We start from the raw sequence: 18,949 nt of genomic DNA on the forward strand, positions 1-18,949 counted from the left end.
GTGGATTATGCAGAAGGCTTCTTTAAGAGAATGGAACGATTGGCAGCAACTTTCTGAAGGAGCATTAAGCATCCATGACGACCTGCCCATTTCTAAGCTAAGTTGTTTTGGAGATGGTATTTGGGACTTTAACGATTCTAATAAGAAGCGTACTTTAACCAAAATGCCAGCTCAATTGCGCATTAACTGGCAGAAGTATACTGATGTGTTGTCACCTGCTTTACTACGCAGTGTTAAAGTATTAGCATTCTTCTTTGTCCATTACCCTGTCGCACTAAGCAATTTTCGGCGAGCTTCCGTTCGGGGGCTTAACCCAACCTATTATTGCCCAGTTATTACGGCTCTTCTAACGTTTCTGTCTGAAGTCTGTAGGCAAGCTAGCCTAGCAACTAATCCATCTGATTCAGTGGATAGGTATATCGAGACATTAACTGATATTACCATTACCGACATTCAGAAGGCGCTTGGGAATTTGTCGGTAGCTAGAAGTAAAAGGGAGGGGATATTAAAGCTTTTGGGCAGTTTAACGAGTCCCCTTTTGCAAGCATACTTGCCTATTCCGCCCTCAGGTGCGGCACCAGTATCATGGAATATCCATGATTTGAAAACCATTGATTTTAATATTATAAAACCTGCTTTACCAGGAGAAGGGAAAGGATTCAGAGACAAACCACTACCCGATTCATTATTCAGTTTCCTAGTTGGAGTAGCTACTCAAGATGTGCTGTGTTTTTTACTCGCCATTAAGCAAGTTCCTATAACACCAACTACATCCGTAACGCTAGATCGGAACAATTTTCTTAAGACCCATCCCAATTTCCAACAGTGTTACGAAGCGTTCATATCCTTATCTACGACACACTACGAGGCGGTCCTCAAAAGCAGTAAATCAAGCGGTTGGACGACACTTATGCGGGAGTTCAAGCGACGACGTCATGGGTTTTCCTACGGCTACATAAAGAACTTGATAGAGCGCGTCCAGTCGGCCGCTAGATACCTATTGCTGCAATTTACGGGCCTGCGTTATAGTGAAGCTGCCTTATTGCAGACAAGCTGTATTAAGAAGTTGTCCTCTGGCGATTACGTTATAAAAGGAACTGTAAGTAAGAATAAATCAACTGGCTTATTAACAGGACTAGATTATTGGGTAGCCTGCCCAATTGTTCGTGATGCAATAGCTGCGTTAGAAGAAATCGCGCGGTTTACTAGGAATGCATACTTGTTTACACCTAATATATTTTCAGTTATTAAAGAGATAGATACACCAATGACAGCAACCTCTATAAATAATATTTTAACAACATACCTCTACGACGTTGACGAGCAACAGCAGTATTGTTTGGCAGAGCGATTTACGAATAGGAGGTTCCAAGGTGTAAAAGAATCATATCGATTAACAACGCATCGGTTAAGACATACTTTGGCTCTACACATGAGTCGAGCTGGGTTGGGAATTCCATATATCAGTTTTCACCTAAAGCATATCTATCAAGCTCATAAGCGCTTCCAATCTGTTCAAGACGTGACATTAGGGTACGGCGGAATAGGAACGGATATATTCAACAACGCTATAGGAATCAGGCAAGCTAATCGAGAACTAGTTCACGCTGTATATCATCCCCATGCTCCTTTGGCGGGTCCTGGAGCAGAAGCATTTAAGCACAAGCGGGAGTTATATTTCACCGGCATGTTAGCGGCTGGCTGGCAACTAGATGAGATTATGGAACATCTCTCTTCAAGAGGTTTGCTAATGGCTGACGTTGGGTTAGGCTACTGTCAGGGCCGTAGAGAGATTGAACAGGAGGATGGCAGCAAGCAGCTACCTCCCTGTCTAGGCCAGCTTAAATGCAATCCTACTCGTTGCAAAAATGCGCTAATACCGCAATCCAAAGCACCTATATGGATACAAATGTATACTGAGAATCAGCAACGTATGCTTGATCCATTAATGGCACATGCTAAGCCAGAGTTTGAACAATTCGTAGAAGAGGCTCGCCAAGTGCTGACTCATCTAGGAGTAAATTTTGAGGACCATGCAAGGATTAGCTCCTGAATTTGTATTCAGACATGGTGGATCAGCAAGTGACTGGGTTGATCAGCACGACCGTTTACGCGCTGAAGCCCAGTCTTTTGCTTATTATGAACGAAATCAACTAGACTGGTGGAAGCAGAATAAGCAAATCAGGGACCTATTTATCGATGTAGAGCAAGAGGTAAGATCGTCGATTAAAGCTGGAAAAATACCTTCTATCCGAATTCTTTCTTGGGTCCAATTGGCTCGTAGACTCTCTTGTGATCGGGCCACGCTTAAACATGATCGGCGCTATCATTGGATTAATGATCGGCGCTTAATGCTATTGACACTTATTCAACAAGCAAGAGAAGAGTCTAAGATTGTAGCAGAGCCAGCTATTACCAAGCTCTCAGAAATGGAGCAACTAAAAGTTAGTTTACAGCAGCAGCGTACACAAACAGCAATATGGTATGATAAGTACCTGCGGTTAGAACAACGCTATGAGGAGTTGTTGCGGGTTTTAGCTGTCCGGAAAAAGCAACTCTGGATTGACAGTTCGTCTGATAATCACCACTTACCGAATTGAGGAATACGGCTGAGATAGGTAACTAATTGATATTGCCCATACTCAACACATTTTTACTCTCACAAAACTTCTACGTCAGCTGCGAGCGCGCCTTCCAGCCCCGCCTCGAAGGCCAGCCCGTCGTGGTGCTCAGCAACAACGACGGCTGCATTGTCTCGCGCTCGGCGGAAGCCAAGGCCCTGGGCATCCGCATGGGCGAGCCCTACTTTAAAGTCAAGCCCCTGCTGCTCGAGCACGAGGTGCGGGTGTTTTCCTCCAACTACGCTCTCTACGGGGATATGTCGGCCCGGGTCATGCACTACCTGAGCACCGTAACGCCCGAACTGGAGATCTACTCCGTGGATGAAGCTTTCCTGAGCCTGGCCGGTATGGAGCGCTACCAGGGCGATTTAACCCGGTACGCCGCCAACATCCGCCAGGAGGTGCGGCGGCGCACGCGCATTCCCGTCTGCATCGGCATTGCCCCCACCAAAACCCTGGCCAAGCTGGCCAACCGCGTCGCCAAGAAATCACCTTTACTTAACGGGGTCTTACACCTGGATACGGATGAGCGGCGGCAGTGGGCCCTGGCGCAGGTACCCGTGGAAGACGTCTGGGGCATTGGCCGCCAGTACGCCCAAAAGCTCACGGATGCCGGGATCCGGACGGCGGCCGACCTGGCCCGGGTGTCCGAGGCCTGGGCCCGCAAGCATCTGGGGGGCGTCGTCGGCGCCCGCCTCGTGCGCGAGCTGCAGGGCACGCCGTGCTACGCCCTGGCCCCGAGCGAGGACGGCACCCTGGCGCGCCAGCGCCTGGCCTGCACCCGCACCTTCGGCACCCCGCTGTCAGCCTACCCGGAGGTGCTCGGGGCCGTCGGCGCCTTTACCTCCCGCGCCGCGGAAAAGCTGCGCCGCCAGGGCTCGGCCGTAAGCCTGCTCACGGTCTTCATCAGCCAGAACCGCTTTAACTCCGACCCGCCCCCGCATACGTTCTCCACGACCATCGCCCTGCCCATGGCGACAAGTGACACCAGTGAGCTGCTGCGCTACGCCCGGGCCGCGCTCAAACGCCTCTGGCGGCCGGGCACGGTGTACAAGAAAGCCGGGGTGCTGTTTGACGGTCTGGAAGCGGCCGGCCAGCAGCAATTGCTGCTGTTTTCCTCCAATGAGCAAGCCGAGCGCCGAACCAAGCTCATGAGTGAATTAGACAAGCTCAATGAGCGCTACGGCGCGGGCACGGTGCGTTTCGCCACCGTCCAGGTGGGGGTGGGCCGCCAGCCCGCCTCCTACACGGGCCAGCGCCAGTGGCAGAGCCCGGCCTATACCACCAGCTGGGACGACTTGCTGCAGATCCGCGCCTAAGGCCGCGCCCCTTACTGCCAGCCGCCGCCCAGGGCGCGGTACAGGTTCACGCCCTGCAGCAGCTGGGCCCGGCGCGCCTCGGCCAGGCTTAGCTCGGCTTCCAGCACGCTGCGCTGCGCCGTAATCACTTCCAGGTAGGTGGCGTAGCCGGCCACAAACAACTCGTTGGACGTGGCCACCGCCCCGGTGAGCAGGGTTACTTCCCGCTGGCGGGCAGCGGCGGCGGCGCGGTAGTTGTCCAGGCCCTGCAGCCCGTTGACCACCTCGCGAAAGCCGGTTTGCAGGGCCTGCTGGTAGCGGTAGTACTGCTCGAAGCTGCCGGCCACGGCCAGCCGGTAGTCGGCCTTGAACTGCGCGCGGTTCAGCAGCGGGCCGGTTAAACCGGCCAGGGCCCCGTAGGCCAGGGAGGCGGGATCAAACAGTACCCCGGCCCGGTAGGAAGTAAACCCGGCGTAGGGCGTCAGGGTGAGGGCGGGCAGAAAGGCCGCGCGGGCGGCCGCTACGTCGGCGCGGGACGCCTGCAGCTCCAGCTCGGCCTGGCGCACGTCGGGGCGGCGCAGCAGGGCGCTGGAGGGCACCCCCACGCGCAGGCGCTCGGGCAGCACCTGGCTTGGTAGCGGCCGGCCCCGGGTGATGGGCCGGGCGTAGCGCCCCAGCAGCTGGTTCAGGCCGGTTTCGGCTTCCGTCACCTGCTGGCGGGCTTCGTGGCCCAGGCTTTCGGTGCGCGCAACCTGGGCGGCAAACTGCTGCACGGCCAGCTCAGTAGCCCGGCCGGCCTGCTTTTGAATGCGCATCAGGCGCAGGGCCTCGCGCTGCAGGGCGGTGTTGCGCTCCAGCACGGCCAGCTGATTATCGGCCGTCAGCAGCTCGTAGTAGAGCCGGGCCACCTCCGCCACCACGGTGGTGGTAACCAGGTGGCGGCCCTGCTCGGAGGCCAGCACCCGCAGGTACGCCGCCTGGCGGCGGCTGCGCAGCTTGCCCCACAGGTCTACTTCCCAGGCGCTGCGCAACCCCACAAAAAACTCGGGCGTCACCGGTCCGGGAATGCGCTGCTGCCCGTCGATGTTGGGCGAGAGGTTGGTGTCGAAGTTGCCCACCCCGTTGAGCGTGTAGCGGCCGTAGCGGTCGCCCCCGGCCGAGGCGGCAGCCGACACGCTGGGCAGCAGGGCGCCCCGCCGGACCAGGTACTGGGCCCGGGCGCCCTCCACGCGCTGCAGGGCCACCTGCAGGTCCAGGTTTTGCCGCAGGGCCGTGTCGATAAGGGCCGTCAGGGCCGGATCCGGGAAAAACTGCCGCCAGGGCTGCGCCCCGGCGTGGAGCGTGTCCGTTCCTGCCGTCGCCTTGGGGAAGGCGGCGGGCAGGGACGGTCCGGCGGTGGGCCCGGTGGGGGCGGCCACCCGGCAGCCGGTGCTGAGCAGTAGGGAGCTGACTATAAGCAGGGGAAAGAGGCGCATACACAAGGTTGAATGGTGATGGATAAGCGGGCGACGGTGGCAATCAGACGCTAGCCTAATGCGCCACGAGCTCTGCTTCCCGCCCGACCTCCACTTCGGCTGGTTTATCCTCCGCCAGGTTTTTCACTTTCTCAAGCGAGGCAAAGAGCACGTACAACCCCGGGATGAGTACCATACCGAACAGGGTACCGATCAGCATGCCGCCGGCCGCCGCCGTGCCAATGGAGCGGTTGCCCAGGGCCCCGGCCCCGCTGGCCATCACCAGCGGCAGCAGGCCCGCGATAAAGGCGAACGAGGTCATCAGGATGGGGCGCAGGCGCGACACGGCCCCTTCCACGGCCGCGGCCAGCACCGGGGCCCCGGCCCGGCGGCGCTGCTCGGCAAACTCGATGATGAGGATGGCGTTTTTGCCCAGCAAACCCACCAGCATGACCAGGGCCACCTGGGCGTAGATGTTGTTTTCCAGGCCCAGCAGCTTAAGGCTGAGAAAGGCCCCGAAGATGCCCGTGGGCAAGCTCAGCAGCACGGGCAGGGGCAGCAGCAAGCTTTCGTACTGGGCCGCCAGCAGCAGGTACACGAAGAGCAGCACCACGCCGAACACGTACAGGGCCTGGTCCCCGCTCAGGATCTGCTCGCGCGTCATGCCACTCCACTCGTAGTCGTAGCCGCGGGGCAGCTGCTGGGCCGCCACGCGTTCAATGGCCTGGATAGCGTCGCCGGAGGAGTAGCCGGGGGCAGCGTCGCCGTTGAGCAGGGCCGAGGTGTACATGTTGTAGCGCGTGAGCTGGTCGGGGCCGAACACGCGCTCCAGCTTCACGAAGGTGGAGAAGGGCACCATCTCGCCCCGGTCATTTTTCACGTGCAGGGCCAGCAGGTCGTCGGGGCGCCCGCGGTACTCGGGGCCGGCCTGCACCATGACCTTGTACATCTGCCCGAAACGGATAAAGTTGGAGGCGTAGTAGCTGCCCATCAGCGTCTGCAGCGTGCTCATGGCCCGCTCGATGGTTACGCCCTTCTTGGCGGCCATGTCCTGGTCGACGTGGATCAGGTACTGGGGGAAATTGGGGTCGAAGCTGGTGAAGGCCCCGCCGATGGCCGGGTCCTGGCGCAGGGCCGCGAGGAAGGTCTGCGCTACCTCCGCCGTTTGCTGCAGGTTGCCCGTGCCCGACTTGTCCAGCAGGCGCAGCTCAAAGCCGCTGCTGTTGCCGAAGCCCGGCACCGTGGGCGGGGGCAGAAACTGGATGTCCGCGTCGGCGATGTTCTTGGTTTTCTCCTCGAGCTCGGCAATGAACTCGGGCACCGACTGCTGGCGCTGGTCCCAGGGCTTGAGGTTAATCATGCCCATGCCGTAGCTGGAGCCCGCCACCTCGTTGACGAGGCTGTAGCCGGCCAGGGTCGAGACCGACTCCACGGGCTTGAGCTGCTGGGCGATGCGCTGCACCTGGGCCAGCACGGCCTCGGTGCGCTCCACGGTGGCGCCGGCCGGCGTGGTCACGTTGATGTAGACCATGCCCTGGTCCTCGGTCGGGATAAAGCCCGCGGGCAGCACGCGGCTCACGCCCCAGGTGGCCACGCAGAAGCCCGCCAGCACCACGAGCGTCACTACGCGCCGCCCGGCCACGGCCGAGAGCAGCTTCTGGTAGCGGCCGGCCAGCGCCTCGTAGCGGCGGTTAAAGCCGGCAAAGAAACGGCCCAGCAGGCCCTTGGGCTCCGCGCCCGCCTCGTGCTTGAGCAGCAGGGCGCACAGGGCCGGCGTCAGGGTGACCGCGTTGATGCCCGAAATCACGATGGCGATGGCCAGCGTCAGCGAAAACTGCCGGTAGAATACCCCCACCGGCCCGTCCATAAAGGACACCGGGATAAATACGGCCGACATAACCAGGGTGATGGCCACCAGCGAGGAGCTGATTTCATCCATGGCCTCGAAGGTGGCCGCCCGGGCCGGTAAGTGCTTTTCCTGCATCTTGGCGTGCACGGCCTCCACCACCACGATGGCGTTGTCGACCACGATGCCGATGGCCAGCACCAGGGCAAAGAGCGTGAGCAGGTTAATGGAAAAACCCAGCACCTGCATGAAAAACAGGGTCCCCACCAGGGCCACCGGCACGGCCAGGGCCGGAATCAGCGTGGAGCGCCAGTCCTGCAAAAACAGGTACACAATGACGAACACCAGCAAAAACGCCTCGACCAGCGTGCGCAGCACCTCGTGAATGCTCGCGTCCAGAAAGCGCGACACGTCGTAGGCGATGCTGTACTTCATGCCGGGCGGGAAGCTGGTGGCCTGCAGCTCGGCCATGCGCGTTTTCACGTTGGCAATCACCTCGGAGGCATTGGAGCCGGGGCGCTGCTTGAGCATGATGGCGGCCGAGGGGCGGCCGTCTTCCTTGGAGGACATGCCGTAGGTAAGCGAGCCGAACTCCACGTCGGCCACCTCGCGCAGGCGCAGCACCGAGCCGTCGGCGTTGGCCCGCACCACCAGGTTGCGGTACTGCTCGGGCTCGAACAGCTTGCCGGTGTAGCGCAGCACGTACTGCAGGGCGTGGGTGCGGTCGGCGCCCGAGCTTTCGCCCGATTTGCCGGGGGCCGCCTCCACGTTCTGGTCCCGGATGGCCTGCACGATCTCCTCGGTGCCCACGTCGTAGGCCGCCAGGCGGTCGGGCTTCAGCCACACCCGCATGGAGTACTCGCGCGAGCCCATGATTTCGGCGAAGCCCACGCCGTCGATGCGCTTAAGCTCCTGGAGCACGTTGATATCGGCGAAGTTGTAAATAAACTTCTCGCCCGCGGCCTGATCGTCGCTCGTGATGTTGAGGTAGAGCAGCATGGAGTTCACTTCCTTCTCCGTGGTTACGCCGGCCTTGATCACTTCTTCGGGCAGCTCGTCGAGAATGGTGGTCACGCGGTTCTGCACGCCCACGGCGGCCAGGTCCGGGTCGGTACCCACCTTGAAGAAGACGGTGATCAGCGTGACGCCGTTGTTGGAACTCACCGAGTTCATGTACGTCATGCCCGGCACGCCGTTGATGGCGCGCTCCAGCGGGGTGGCCACGGCCTTGGCGCACACCTCGGCGTTGGCGCCGGTGTACTTGGCCGTCACGGTCACCGAGGGCGGCACAATGTCGGGAAACTGCGTGATGGGCAGCGTGAACAGGGCCAGCGCGCCCAGCAGCACCAGAAACACCGAAATAACCAGCGAGAGAATGGGCCGGCGAATAAAGATATGGAACATGGGCACGGGGACGCCCCGCAGCGGGGGCGGCCGGAGGAGGTGAAAGGTTGGGAAAGCGAGCGCGCGGGGCCGGGGGGCGCCTACGGGGTGACGTCCCCCCGGCCCGAGTTGAGCACGACGGGGCGGGGGCGGATGCGCTGCCCGTCTTTCAGGCCCGCTACGCCCTCGTATACCACCCGCTCCCCGGCATGCAGGCCGTCCTTCACCACGTAGAAGTCCCCGGTGCGGGCCCGGGGCTTGAAGTTGCGCTGGTGCACCGCCCCGGTGGAGTCGACCACGTACACGTAGTTCTGGTCCTGAATCTCGAAGACCGCCTTTTGCGGCAGCAGCAGGGCCGCGGGCAGGGTCGTAGTCAGCCGGATCCGGCCCGAAGCCCCGTGCTTGAGCAGGCGCTGGGGGTTGGGGAACCGCGCCCGGAAGGCCAGCGAGCCGGTGTTGGGGTTAAACTCGCTTTCCGTGGTTTCAATCCGGCCCGCCGACGGGTACACCGTGCCGTCCGCCAGCGTCAGCTGCACGGAGTCGGAGTGATGGGTGGGGTGGCGCTGCCGGGCCTTGACGTACTGCAGGTATTCGCTTTCGCCCACGTTGAAGTAGGCGTATACCTCGTGCAGATCCGACACGGTGGTGAGCAGGGTGCCTTCCTCCACCACGCTGCCCTTCTTCAGGGGGATGCGGTCGATGATGCCGTCAAAGGGAGCCCGCACCAGCGTATAGCTTAAGCGCAGGCGGGCAGCGGCCTCCCCGGCGCGGGCGTCGGCTACCCGGGCGTCGGCGTCCCGCACCTTGCTAGTGGCCAGGGCCAGCTCCGTGGGGGCAATAATGCTTTTGGCGACCAGCAGCTGCACCCGCTCCCGCTCCACGCGGGCCGCCTGAGCCTGGGCCTGGGCGCTGGCCACGGCGGCCTGGGCCTGGCGCAGCTGGTTTTGGTAGACGCTGGCCCGCAGCCGGAACAGGGGCTGGCCCTGGCGGACGGGCCGCCCCTCGTCCACGTAAATGTGCTCCAGGAAGCCCGCGACCTGGGCCCGCACTTCCACGTTGCGCACGGCCTGCACGTCGGCTACGTAGTCGTGAAAAAGCTCCTGCTCGCTGGTGCGCAGGGTTACGACGGGCAGCTCGGCCGGGGCCGGGGGCTGGGCCGGGTTTTTGCCATCGGCCGAGCAGCCGCTGATTCCCGTGGCCAGCACCAGGGCCAGCAGGGTGCTACCCCACGGCCCGCCGCGCCGCAGCGCCCCCGGGGTTTTCCGTACTGAATCCATGCGCGGTGTCAAAAGTATCGAGCTCATTTAGAGGTTGAAAAAGCGGCTTGTTGTTCGGCCAGGGCCGGGCCGCCCCCGCGCCGCACCAGCAGGCTATCCTGCCGCAGGCGCTGCTGCTGGCACTGGGCCAGCAGGCGCTGCGTCAGGTGCAGGTCGGCGGTGGTGGCGGCCAGTTCGTCGTCGTCCGCGGGCCAGGCTTCGGGCCGGGAGCTCAGCAGCACCCCGTTCAGGCCCAACGACAGCAGCAGGGCCCCACCCAGCAGCAGGGCCAGCAGATTGGTCGGCGGGGGAGAGGAAGAAGTCATCAGCGGGGCGGCGGCAGGGCCAAAGGAAACGTGCCACAAAGGAGGCGCCGCGACATTAGAACGAGATGAGAACGGCATTAGAAAACATGAAAACCGCCTTCCCCGCCCGGATACCGGGGGCGGGGAAGGCGGTCTGCGCTTTGCCGGGGGCGGGTAGCGGGGACGGGCTTACAAGGGGGCCGCCGGCAGCAGGAGCGTGGCCGTGGTGCCCTGGCCGGGGGCGGAGGTGATTTCCAGGCGGCCGCCGTGGCGCTGCACCACGCGCAGGGTCAGGGGCAAACCCAGGCCGTAGCCGGGGCGGCCCAGCGCGCCCGAGGCCCGGTACAGGGGCTCGTAAATCAGGCGCAGCTCCTCGGGCGCCAGGCCCGGGCCGGCATCCGTGATGCGCACGCGCAGGGTGGCGGCGCCGGCGTAAGCCAGCTCCGTGCGCACGGGCCCGCTGGAATATTTGCCGGCGTTGTCGAGCAGGTTGAGCAGGGCCGTCAGCAGCAGCTCCGCATTGCCGGGCAGCGTGAACAGGTCGCCGTCGGTTTCCGTGGGAAAGTCCCCGAAGGTGAGGCGCCATTCGCGGCCGGGGTACTGGGCGCGGGCCACTTCCAGGGCCTGGTTCAGGCACTCGTCCAGCCGCACGGGCCCGAAGGCGGGCAGGGCGCCGTCGGCCTTGGCCAGGTTTAGCAGCCCGTTGGTAAGAGCGCTCAGGTGGCGGGCCGCCGCCAGGCTCTGAACCAGGCTCTGGCGGGCTTCGGGCAGGGTGGCGTCGTACTCCAGGGCCGTTTCCAGGGTGCCGGTAAGGGTCGTGAGCGGGGTGCGCAGCTCGTGGGAGGCGTGGGCCAGAAAGCTTTTCTGGCCTTCAAAGGCCTGCTCCAGGCCGGCCAGCATGGTGTTAAAGGCCTGGGCCAGCTGGGCCAGCTCGTCGCGCCCGTTGCCTTCGGACAGGCGGCGGCCCAGGTTGGTGGCCGAAATCCGCCCCGCCTGCCGGGTGATGCGCGCCACCGGCTGCAGGGCCGAGCCGGCAAAAAACCACCCGGCCAGGATGGTGAGCACCAGCGCCCCCACGTTGCCCAGGGCCAGCAGCAGCCCCAGCTGCCGCAGCTGGGCCCAGCCCACCCGGTCCTCGGCCGACACAAAAATGCGGTAAAGCGCCCCCCCGGGCTGCTGGGCGTACACCAGCCCGATGGACTCGCGGTGCCCCACGGCCGGGTACACCGCCATGCGGCCCGGCTGCAGGCTCGAGAGCCGGGCGCGGTTTACTTGCTGGTCGATGTGGTCGGCGCTACTGTAGCGCAACGTATTATCGGGGGCGTAGATGCTGATTTCCTCCCGGGGCAGGGTCAGCAGGTCCCCGCGCCGCAGGCTGCCGAGCATGCCCGTTTCCAGCTTGTGGGTGCGCACCAGCAGGCGCCCGGCCAGCAGGCCGCTGTTGCCCAGGCGCAGCTCAAAGCGATGGGCCCGCATGGAGGCGTTAAAGTAGTAGATAAAGGCGGAAAAGCTGACCTGGATGCCCAGCACCAGAAGCGTAAAGCGCAGCATCAGCTTATTGCGGATCAACATGGGGCGGCGCCGGGGGATTACTGCTCGCGCATGACGTAGCCCATGCCCACCACCGTATGAATCAGCTTGGAGGAAAACCCACGGTCGACTTTCTTGCGCAGGTAGCTGACGTACACGTCGATAACGTTGGTGGTGGTATCGAAATCCAGCTCCCAGACCCGCTCGGCAATATCTACCCGCGAGACGATGCGCCCCTGATTCAGCAGCAAGTGCTCCAGCAGCGAGTACTCGCGGGTAGTAAGGTCGATGCGCCGGCCGGCGCGGGAAACGGTTTTGGCGTCCAGGTTCAGCTCCAGATCCGCCAGGCGCAGCAGCTGGGGCGTGCCGGTTTCGGCGTAGCGCGTGGTCAGGGCGCGGGCCCGCAGCAGCAGCTCCCGGAAGGCAAAGGGCTTGGCCAGGTAGTCGTCGGCCCCGGCCTCAAAGCCCGCTTCCTTGTCGGCCAGGCTGTCGAGCGCCGTAAGCAGCAGCACCGGCACGCGGCGGCGCTCCGCCCGGATCAGGCGGCAGAGCTCCACGCCGTTGAGGTAAGGGAGGTTCACGTCCAGAATCACCAGGTCGTAGGGCTGCTGCCCGTACAGGGACCAGCCCGTGCGGCCGTCGTAGGCAATGGTCAGCTCGTAGCCTTCGTGCTCGAAGCCTTTCTTGATAAACGAGGCCACCTGGGGCTCATCCTCAACCAGCAGAATTTTCATGCGCGCAACAAAAAACAACGGGTCGTGCAAGCCAAGGGGCGGCCCGGCCGCCGCAAGCTACTACCCCGGCGCGGAATGCCCGCCCCGGCCGCCAAGGTTTAGGCCCGGCCAGGGCCGGGAAGGAGGACACCTCAGCTGCCGCGGTAAGTGGAGTAGCCGTAGGCCGAGAGGGTGATGGGCACGTGGTAGTGGGCGCCGTCTTTGAGCTCAAATACCACGTCGATGTAGGGGTAAAACGAGGCCAGCTGCCGGGCGGCGAAGTAGGGCTGGGTCAGGAACGTGAGCTTGTAGAGGCCGGGGTGCCCGGCGGGGGCCCCGGCGCGGGGCAGAAAGTCGCCGATGCGACCCGCCGCATCGGTTTTCTTTTCGGCCACCGGGCGCCAGGCTTTTTGGGCGGCATCGTACTTTTCCAACCGCACGGTCACCCCCGGGGCGGGGGCCCCGGCACTGATATCCAGAATGTGGGTGCTGAGCTGGTAGGCGGGCGGGGATTGGGCCAGGCCCAGCAGGGGCAGCAACCCAAGCAGGCAAACAAGAAGGGTTTTCACAAGAGCAGCAAGTAAAAGTAAAAAAGCAGTTGGGGGAGATTGGGCCCTGCCGGAAGCTGGCCTAGGGCAGGCTAAGACCGGCTTCCGGCAGGGCCGCCGCGCGGGCCAGCTCATCGTCGTTTTCCGGGCCGCCGCCCCCGGCTACTCCGACGGCGCCGATTACCTGCCCCTGGTAGAGCAGGGGCCGCCCCCCACCCAGTAACAGTAACTCAGGCAGGCTGCGGAGGTTTTCCGTGTCGGGACTCCGGCGGGCGCGGCGGCCCAGCTGCAGGGTGGTCGTTTTGGTGGACAACGCGGTAAAGGCCTTGCGGCGGGCAGCTTCGGTATTGTGCGGACCGACCCCGTCGCCTTGAGCGAGCAGGATGGTTTGCCCGCCGGCATCCACGACGGCAACCGAAACCTGCTGGTGCAGCGTGGCGGCGGCGGCCCGCACCTGCTCGGCCATGGTCAGCGCGGCCCGCAGCGTAAGCCGGGACGTTGGCAGCACGTAGGAGGCCGCGGGGGCGGGACTTTGGGCCCGGGCCCCGGCCGGAGCCAGCAGCAGGGCCCCAACCGGTAGCAGCAGCCACCGCATCGTTTCTAGACGGAGCCGCCGGGTGGGCGCGCCCCCGGTCGGGGGCCAACACAGGATCTTCATAGGAGAAAAAGAAAGAAAAAGTAAGCCGCCCGCCCGCGGCGCGGCCAGCAGAAAAGCGCCGGCGCCGGGGCGGGTGGTATCGGGAAAGGAATAACCGCCCGGGGCCGGCAGCAAAAACCCGAACCGCGTAGTCCGGCCGGCCGCCGGCTTCCGCGACAAAGCTGGCCCGGGGACATTAAAACCGTATTACAACGGTATTAGAAAACATTAGCGGCCGGCGGCCAGCCCAGCAAACGCGTGGGGGCCGAAGGCTTAGTTTAAGCGAAAGTTCTGGGTGCTTTTGGGCACCAGCGGGTGCCGGTCCCGTAGCAAGGCACACTGGATGGCCAGCGTAAAAATCACGAGCAGCGCCAGCTCCAAATCGCCAAGCAGTAGGGCACTGCCTTCCGTAGCCCGGGCGTCCCGCGAAACCTGCTGCCCCACCCGCCGCTGAATGTCGTTGAGCCGGCTTAGATCCGCGTGAATCCGGGTGAACTGCCGGGCCAGCGCGGCGGTCTGGGCCGGGGCCCCGGGAGCGGTGGTAGCCAGCAGCTGGGCCTCCAGCGCGTCGTAGCGGCGCCGGCAGGCGCGAAAGGCGTCAAACACGCGCGCCTCCTCCGGTACCAGGTACGTGGCCTCGTGGCACGCAATAAGGGCGGCAATCTGCTGGTTGTAAGCCGCAAGCTGGGCTTTCGTGCGCCGGCGCCGCTCAGTCGACGGGGCGGCCAGGTAGCGCTCCAGGGCCTGCCGTTTGGCGTACATTAGATCATTGAGCTGAAACAAGCCCGTTGCCGGTAGTAACCGGTCCTGGTACAGCGATGCCACCGAGGTATGCAGGTCCCGCAGCAGGTGCTTTTCCACCAGGCTGCTGCCCAGCACCCCCAGCATCACCAGCAGAAACAGCCCAACGGGACGGGCCTTGTAGTGGATTCGCGACAGCAGGTGCATGGCCCAAGAATTGGTGAAACAGGGCAGAAGATACGAAAAAAAGGCCGCGCTCCGCCCCGTTCGCCGCGCTCCGGAGCTGCCCCCGGCTGCGGCCGGATTGTCGCGGCCCCGCTTCTGCTCAAGTCCCGGGTAGCGGCGCGGTGGGCAGGGTGATCGTGAAAGTTGAGCCCACGCCCGGCTGGCTTAGCACCGCAATGGTGCCCCCGGCATTTTCGGCCAGACGCTTGACCATGTACAGGCCAATGCCGGACCCCTCCACGTGGTCGTGCAGGCGGTGAAACATGCCAAACAGCTTGCCCTGCTGGTCTGCACTAAGGCCCAGGCCGTTGTCTTGCACCTCCAGCACGATGGCGGTCGCGGTGCTGCGGCAGCGCAGCTGCACGACGGGCGGCAGGTCGGGCCGCTGGTACTTAATGGCGTTGCTGAGCAGATTGTACACGATGCAGCGCAGATTCTTCGGGGCAAAGCGAATCCGGGGGCAGGCCGTGATCTCCACTGTGAGGCGGGCGGCGCTGGCCGCCAGCAGGGACGCCAGATCCAGGCGGATATCGTCGATCAGGGAAGCCAGCTCCACGGTTTCAGCCGGCTGGGCCTGGACCCGCTGCAGGCGGGACACGTCAGTGAGGTGGCTAATGGTAAGCTGAAAGCGGTCGACGGCGTGCTGCATGCGTTCCAGCAAGGGGTGCACCCCAGCCGCCCGCTTTACGGGGGCGGGCAACTCTTCCTGCAGCGCGTGCAGCAGGCCTTCCAGGTTGCTGATGGGGGTTTTCAGGTCGTGGGAGGCCGTGTAAATAAACGTGTCCAGGTCGGCGTTGGTGCGCAGCAACAACTGGTTGGCAGCCGTCAGCTCCGCGTTGGCCTGGGCCAGCTGCTGGCGGGCCAGCACCTGCTCCGTGACGTCGGTGCCAAACACGGAGATGCCGGCCGGCTGGCCGGCTTCCTCAAACCGGTGGTAAGTGAACGTAAAGTACTGGCGCCTGGCCGGCTGGCCGGGGGCCGGAGCCAGGTCGGCGGGCACTTCTACTCCCACCTGGGGCTCCCCCGTGGCGTACACCCGGTCGAGCAGGGCGACGAAGGCGGGCGTGGCCGCGTCGGGCATAACCTCGGCCAGGGGGTACCCCCGGCGCTGGCGGCCGGGAAATATCCGTTCCTGGGCCGCGTTACAATACTCAAAGCGGTGGTCGGGGCCCCGCAGCAGGGTAAGCAGGGCGGGCGTTTGCTCCAGGACCTGATGAAAAGCTTCGCGCTCGTGCAGCTGCCGCTGGGTGGAAGCCAGCGCGTCGGCCTGCAGGGTTTCGTTCAGGTGCCGGGCCAGCACGGCCTCGGTTACGTCGTAGGCAAAAAGGGAGACGCCCACGGTGCAGCCCTCCTCCTGGTAGGCATCGCAGGAAAACGTGAAGTACCGGGTCCGCGCGGCCTGGCCCGCGGCCGGGGCAATGGCCAACGGCGTTTCCACCCCAAAATGGGAAATGCCGGAGCGGTACACCTCGTCGAGCGTGGCGACCAGGCCCAGGGCTACCGCATCGGGGTGCAAGGCGGCCACGGTCCGGCCCCGGGGCATGAGGTGGTCCGGAAACAGCTGATGAAAGGCGGGGTTGCCGTAGTCGAGCTGGTGCGTGGCTCCCCGCAGGATGCACACGGCGGCCTTGGTCCGGCTCAGGAAGCGCTCCAGGCTGGCGCGCTGGTGGCTGGATTCGGTTTGGGCGGCCGCCGCCAGCTGGGCGCTAGCCCGCACCTGCAGTTCCAAATCGTGGTTGCGGGCCTGCAGCACCTGCAGTTGGTGTTGCAGGTCGGCCGGGGTAGCGGAAACTGAGGCGGCGGGGGCCGCAGGAAGGGAGTCGGAAGAACCGACGGAGGAAGTTGACATAGCAGCGCAGAAAGCGCCAGAAAATAACGGGGGCCAGGAAAGCAGCGGCGAAAACTGCGGGCGGGGGGCCGGAGCCAACCTACCGCGCCCAGGCGGTGGGGAAGGGTCGGGGGAGGTGCAAGCCAAGCTGGGCCGCCGCTCCGCGGACTCGGCACTGGCGTGTACGGGAATAGCTGAACTTTCGCCGCAAACCAGAAAATATCGGGCGGAAAGGAATCTGCTTCCCTCCCTAAAAGGCTTGCCAGCAGCCGAGCGGACAGCGCAGCACAGCGGTGGCCACCGGCCGGGGTGCAGAGGACGTTCTGCTGTTTGCGGCGCTATTGCGTACTTTAAGGGCCTGCTGCCGGGTTGGGCCGGGCGGGACGAATATATTTACGCTTTGCCGTTTGCCTTATGCACCACCGTATTGTCTTTTCCTCGGATCACCTGGTGTTGGAGTACGATGTGCTGGCCAACTACCTGCACGCTATCTGGGGACGGGAGCAGACGCGCAGCACGATTCAGGCCGGTTACGAACAAATATTGCTTACGCTGCAACACGAATTCTGCCACCGGCTGCTGGACAATCACCGCGCCATGGAGGGCATCTGGATTGAGGCAGCGGAGTGGGTTAGTCAGGACTGGTATCCACGCGCCCAGCGCGCCGGCCTGCAGGCGCACGCCATCGTGTACGCGGCCGAATTCTTTGGGCGGCGCTCGACGGAGGAAGTGGTGCGCCGTATCGCGGGCGGGGCGGTGGTCGGCTTCGAGGAGGTGGACGTAGCCCGGCGCGCGCTGTTGTCCATGTAAGCACGGCGGCGCCCCCTTGTCCGGCCCGGAAAGGCGGGACGAAGGGGCGACGCCGTCATGGCAAGCGGGCGGTAGCCGTATAAGTGCCGGTCGCCCGGCTTTCCGAACTGCTACTAGAGTAAGCCACCCGTGCCATCCGGAGCGCGGCAATGCGGCCAGCGGCCGGAGGACCAGCTTTACAGCGCTTTTTCCGGCGTGTACTTGTTCATAAGCTTGAGCAGCACCCCGTTGGTCCAGCCGAAGCCATCCTGGAGGGGGTACTCCCCGCCCCCGGCTTTGGCCTTGGGGTTCACCACGTTGTACTTTTCCATGAGCTTGCCGGTCTGCTGAAACACGTCCTGGTTTAGCTGGATCCACCGCGTGGCCACGGTGCGGGCCAGCGCATCCTGCTGGTAGCGCTCCAGCCCACTGATGGCCAGGTACTGCAGCGGGGCCCAGGCGTTGGGCGAGTCCCATTGCTGGCCCCCGCTTTGGCGGGTGGTTACCAGGCCCCCGGGCTGCAGAAAGTCCCGCTGCAGGCCCTTGGCGACGCGCCGGGCCTGGGCCGGGGTGGCAATGCCGAACTCCAGGGGAAACACGCCCGCCAGCGTCCGCTGGGGTGAGCGCAGCTGCTGCCGGAAGTTGTAATCCACAAACCACTCGTTTTTGGCATCCCAGCAGTAAGCCAGAATGGCGTCCTTGCGGCGTTGGGCCTTGGCCAGGTAGGCGCTGGTCTGGGACGGATTGCCCTGAAGCCGGTAGGTGCTGGCCAGCGACGTTTCCAGGTAATACAGCAGGCAGTTCAGATCAACTGGAATGATGTCGATAGTTTGAATGCTGCCCAGCTTGCCATCGGGCCCGAACCAGCGGGTGCTGAAGTCCCAGCCCGAGGCCGCCGCGGCCCGTACGTTGCGGTAGAACTGGGCCGGGGGCTGGGAGCTGAGCTTGGCCGCGGCCACGTCCTCGGCAAAGGATTCCTCCCGGGGCTGGTCGCTGCTGTCGTAGTAGCGGTTCAGCAGCTCGCCTCGAGGCAGGCGCACCACCCGGTCCCGGGCCTGCCCCGGCTGCAGGCCCTCGGCCCCGGCCATCCAGTAGGCGTACTCGCGCAGCAGGTGGGGCTGGTAGCGCAGCACGGCCTGCGGGTCGCCTTCCTGCTGGGCCAGCAGGTCTACCATCCGGGCAAAAAACGGGGGCTGGGAGCGGGTAAGATAGTAGGTGCGGTTGCCATTGGGGATAAAGCCGTAGGTGTCCAGCAGGTAGGCAAAGTTATCGACCATGTTGCGGATGACGGCCGTGCGCTTGCTTTCCGCCAACCCCAGCATGGTAAAGTACGAGTCCCAGTAGTACACTTCCCGGAAGCGCCCCCCCGGCACAATGTAGGGGTGGGGCAGGGGCAGCAGCGAGGAGGCGCCGCGGGCCAGCGTATCGGGCTGGCGCTGCAGCACGGTCCAGAGCGTGTCCAGATGGTGGCGCAGGCCCTCCTCCACCCGGCTGTGGTACGCTCCCCCCACGGCGGGCGGCGCAATAAAGTGGGCGGCCACGAAGGCCTTCAGGTCAAAGCCCGGCGCTTGCTTCTGCTGCTGGTAGGCCAGCAACACCGCGGCCGGCGCCTGCCGGGCAATGGCATCCACGAAGGTTTTGTTGTCGGGGTACACGCGCCCCAGCTGCACGGCTTCAAACAAACCGGGGTAGAGCTGCCGGGGAGAGGGCGGCAGGGACTGGGCAGTGGCGGCCCCCCCGATCAGCAGGAGGACGGCAAAAAAAAGCTGGCGCAT

15 protein-coding genes are annotated in these 18,949 nt (G+C 63.7%); 4 read left to right on the forward strand and 11 right to left on the reverse strand.

The window, feature by feature from the left end:
* Positions 1 to 7: 7 nt before the first annotated feature.
* The 3 genes from ACYVHC_RS18795 to ACYVHC_RS18805 are packed head-to-tail and all read left to right on the forward strand — an operon-like array spanning position 8 to position 3,940.
* The gene (locus ACYVHC_RS18795) at positions 8 to 2,053 is read left to right on the forward strand and encodes a hypothetical protein (protein WP_460615335.1); all 2,046 of its coding nucleotides are present in this window, start codon (positions 8 to 10) and stop codon (positions 2,051 to 2,053) included.
* Positions 2,034 to 2,600: a hypothetical protein gene (locus ACYVHC_RS18800; protein WP_460615336.1), complete on the forward strand. Its 567-nt coding sequence runs from the start codon at positions 2,034 to 2,036 to the stop codon at positions 2,598 to 2,600. The genes ACYVHC_RS18795 and ACYVHC_RS18800 overlap by 20 nt, the downstream gene beginning before the upstream one ends.
* Before the next feature lie 32 nt (positions 2,601 to 2,632).
* Positions 2,633 to 3,940, forward strand: coding sequence for a Y-family DNA polymerase (locus tag ACYVHC_RS18805; protein WP_460615337.1), 1,308 nt, complete (start codon positions 2,633 to 2,635; stop codon positions 3,938 to 3,940).
* A gap of 11 nt (positions 3,941 to 3,951) precedes the next feature.
* On the opposite strand, the gene ACYVHC_RS18810 is transcribed toward ACYVHC_RS18805, so the two are convergent.
* From ACYVHC_RS18810 to ACYVHC_RS18855, 10 genes are all read right to left on the reverse strand, one after another.
* On the reverse strand, positions 3,952 to 5,394 hold the full coding sequence (locus ACYVHC_RS18810; RefSeq protein WP_460615338.1) for an efflux transporter outer membrane subunit: 1,443 nt from the start codon (positions 5,392 to 5,394) through the stop codon (positions 3,952 to 3,954).
* A gap of 55 nt (positions 5,395 to 5,449) precedes the next feature.
* Complete coding sequence (locus tag ACYVHC_RS18815; protein ID WP_460615339.1) at positions 5,450 to 8,623, reverse strand: efflux RND transporter permease subunit; 3,174 nt, start codon at positions 8,621 to 8,623, stop codon at positions 5,450 to 5,452.
* A gap of 80 nt (positions 8,624 to 8,703) precedes the next feature.
* The gene (locus ACYVHC_RS18820; protein WP_460615340.1) at positions 8,704 to 9,879 is read right to left on the reverse strand and encodes an efflux RND transporter periplasmic adaptor subunit; all 1,176 of its coding nucleotides are present in this window, start codon (positions 9,877 to 9,879) and stop codon (positions 8,704 to 8,706) included.
* Positions 9,880 to 9,902: 23 nt separating this feature from the next.
* Positions 9,903 to 10,184 carry a hypothetical protein gene (locus ACYVHC_RS18825; RefSeq protein ID WP_460615341.1) on the reverse strand — a complete coding sequence of 94 codons (282 nt, stop codon included), beginning with the start codon at positions 10,182 to 10,184 and terminating at the stop codon, positions 9,903 to 9,905.
* 168 nt (positions 10,185 to 10,352) lie between these two features.
* Complete coding sequence (locus ACYVHC_RS18830) at positions 10,353 to 11,735, reverse strand: sensor histidine kinase (RefSeq protein ID WP_460615342.1); 1,383 nt, start codon at positions 11,733 to 11,735, stop codon at positions 10,353 to 10,355.
* A 17-nt stretch (positions 11,736 to 11,752) separates the two neighbouring features.
* On the reverse strand, positions 11,753 to 12,427 hold the full coding sequence (locus ACYVHC_RS18835; RefSeq protein WP_460615343.1) for a response regulator transcription factor: 675 nt from the start codon (positions 12,425 to 12,427) through the stop codon (positions 11,753 to 11,755).
* 131 nt (positions 12,428 to 12,558) lie between these two features.
* Positions 12,559 to 12,975 carry a hydroxyisourate hydrolase gene (gene uraH, locus ACYVHC_RS18840; protein WP_460615344.1) on the reverse strand — a complete coding sequence of 139 codons (417 nt, stop codon included), beginning with the start codon at positions 12,973 to 12,975 and terminating at the stop codon, positions 12,559 to 12,561.
* A gap of 61 nt (positions 12,976 to 13,036) precedes the next feature.
* On the reverse strand, positions 13,037 to 13,612 hold the full coding sequence (locus ACYVHC_RS18845; RefSeq protein WP_460615345.1) for a GlcG/HbpS family heme-binding protein: 576 nt from the start codon (positions 13,610 to 13,612) through the stop codon (positions 13,037 to 13,039).
* 252 nt (positions 13,613 to 13,864) lie between these two features.
* Complete coding sequence (locus tag ACYVHC_RS18850; protein WP_460615346.1) at positions 13,865 to 14,539, reverse strand: MCP four helix bundle domain-containing protein; 675 nt, start codon at positions 14,537 to 14,539, stop codon at positions 13,865 to 13,867.
* A gap of 118 nt (positions 14,540 to 14,657) precedes the next feature.
* Entirely contained in the window at positions 14,658 to 16,406 is a 1,749-nt protein-coding gene (locus ACYVHC_RS18855) for a sensor histidine kinase (protein ID WP_460615347.1), read from the reverse strand.
* A gap of 393 nt (positions 16,407 to 16,799) precedes the next feature.
* Here ACYVHC_RS18855 and ACYVHC_RS18860 point away from each other — a divergent pair, with 393 nt between their 5' ends.
* Complete coding sequence (locus ACYVHC_RS18860) at positions 16,800 to 17,195, forward strand: hypothetical protein (protein ID WP_460615348.1); 396 nt, start codon at positions 16,800 to 16,802, stop codon at positions 17,193 to 17,195.
* A 176-nt stretch (positions 17,196 to 17,371) separates the two neighbouring features.
* Here the strand turns inward: ACYVHC_RS18860 and treF are convergent, their stop codons facing one another.
* Positions 17,372 to 18,949: an alpha,alpha-trehalase TreF gene (gene treF / locus ACYVHC_RS18865; RefSeq protein ID WP_460615349.1), complete on the reverse strand. Its 1,578-nt coding sequence runs from the start codon at positions 18,947 to 18,949 to the stop codon at positions 17,372 to 17,374.

Source organism: Hymenobacter seoulensis (assembly GCF_054780535.1).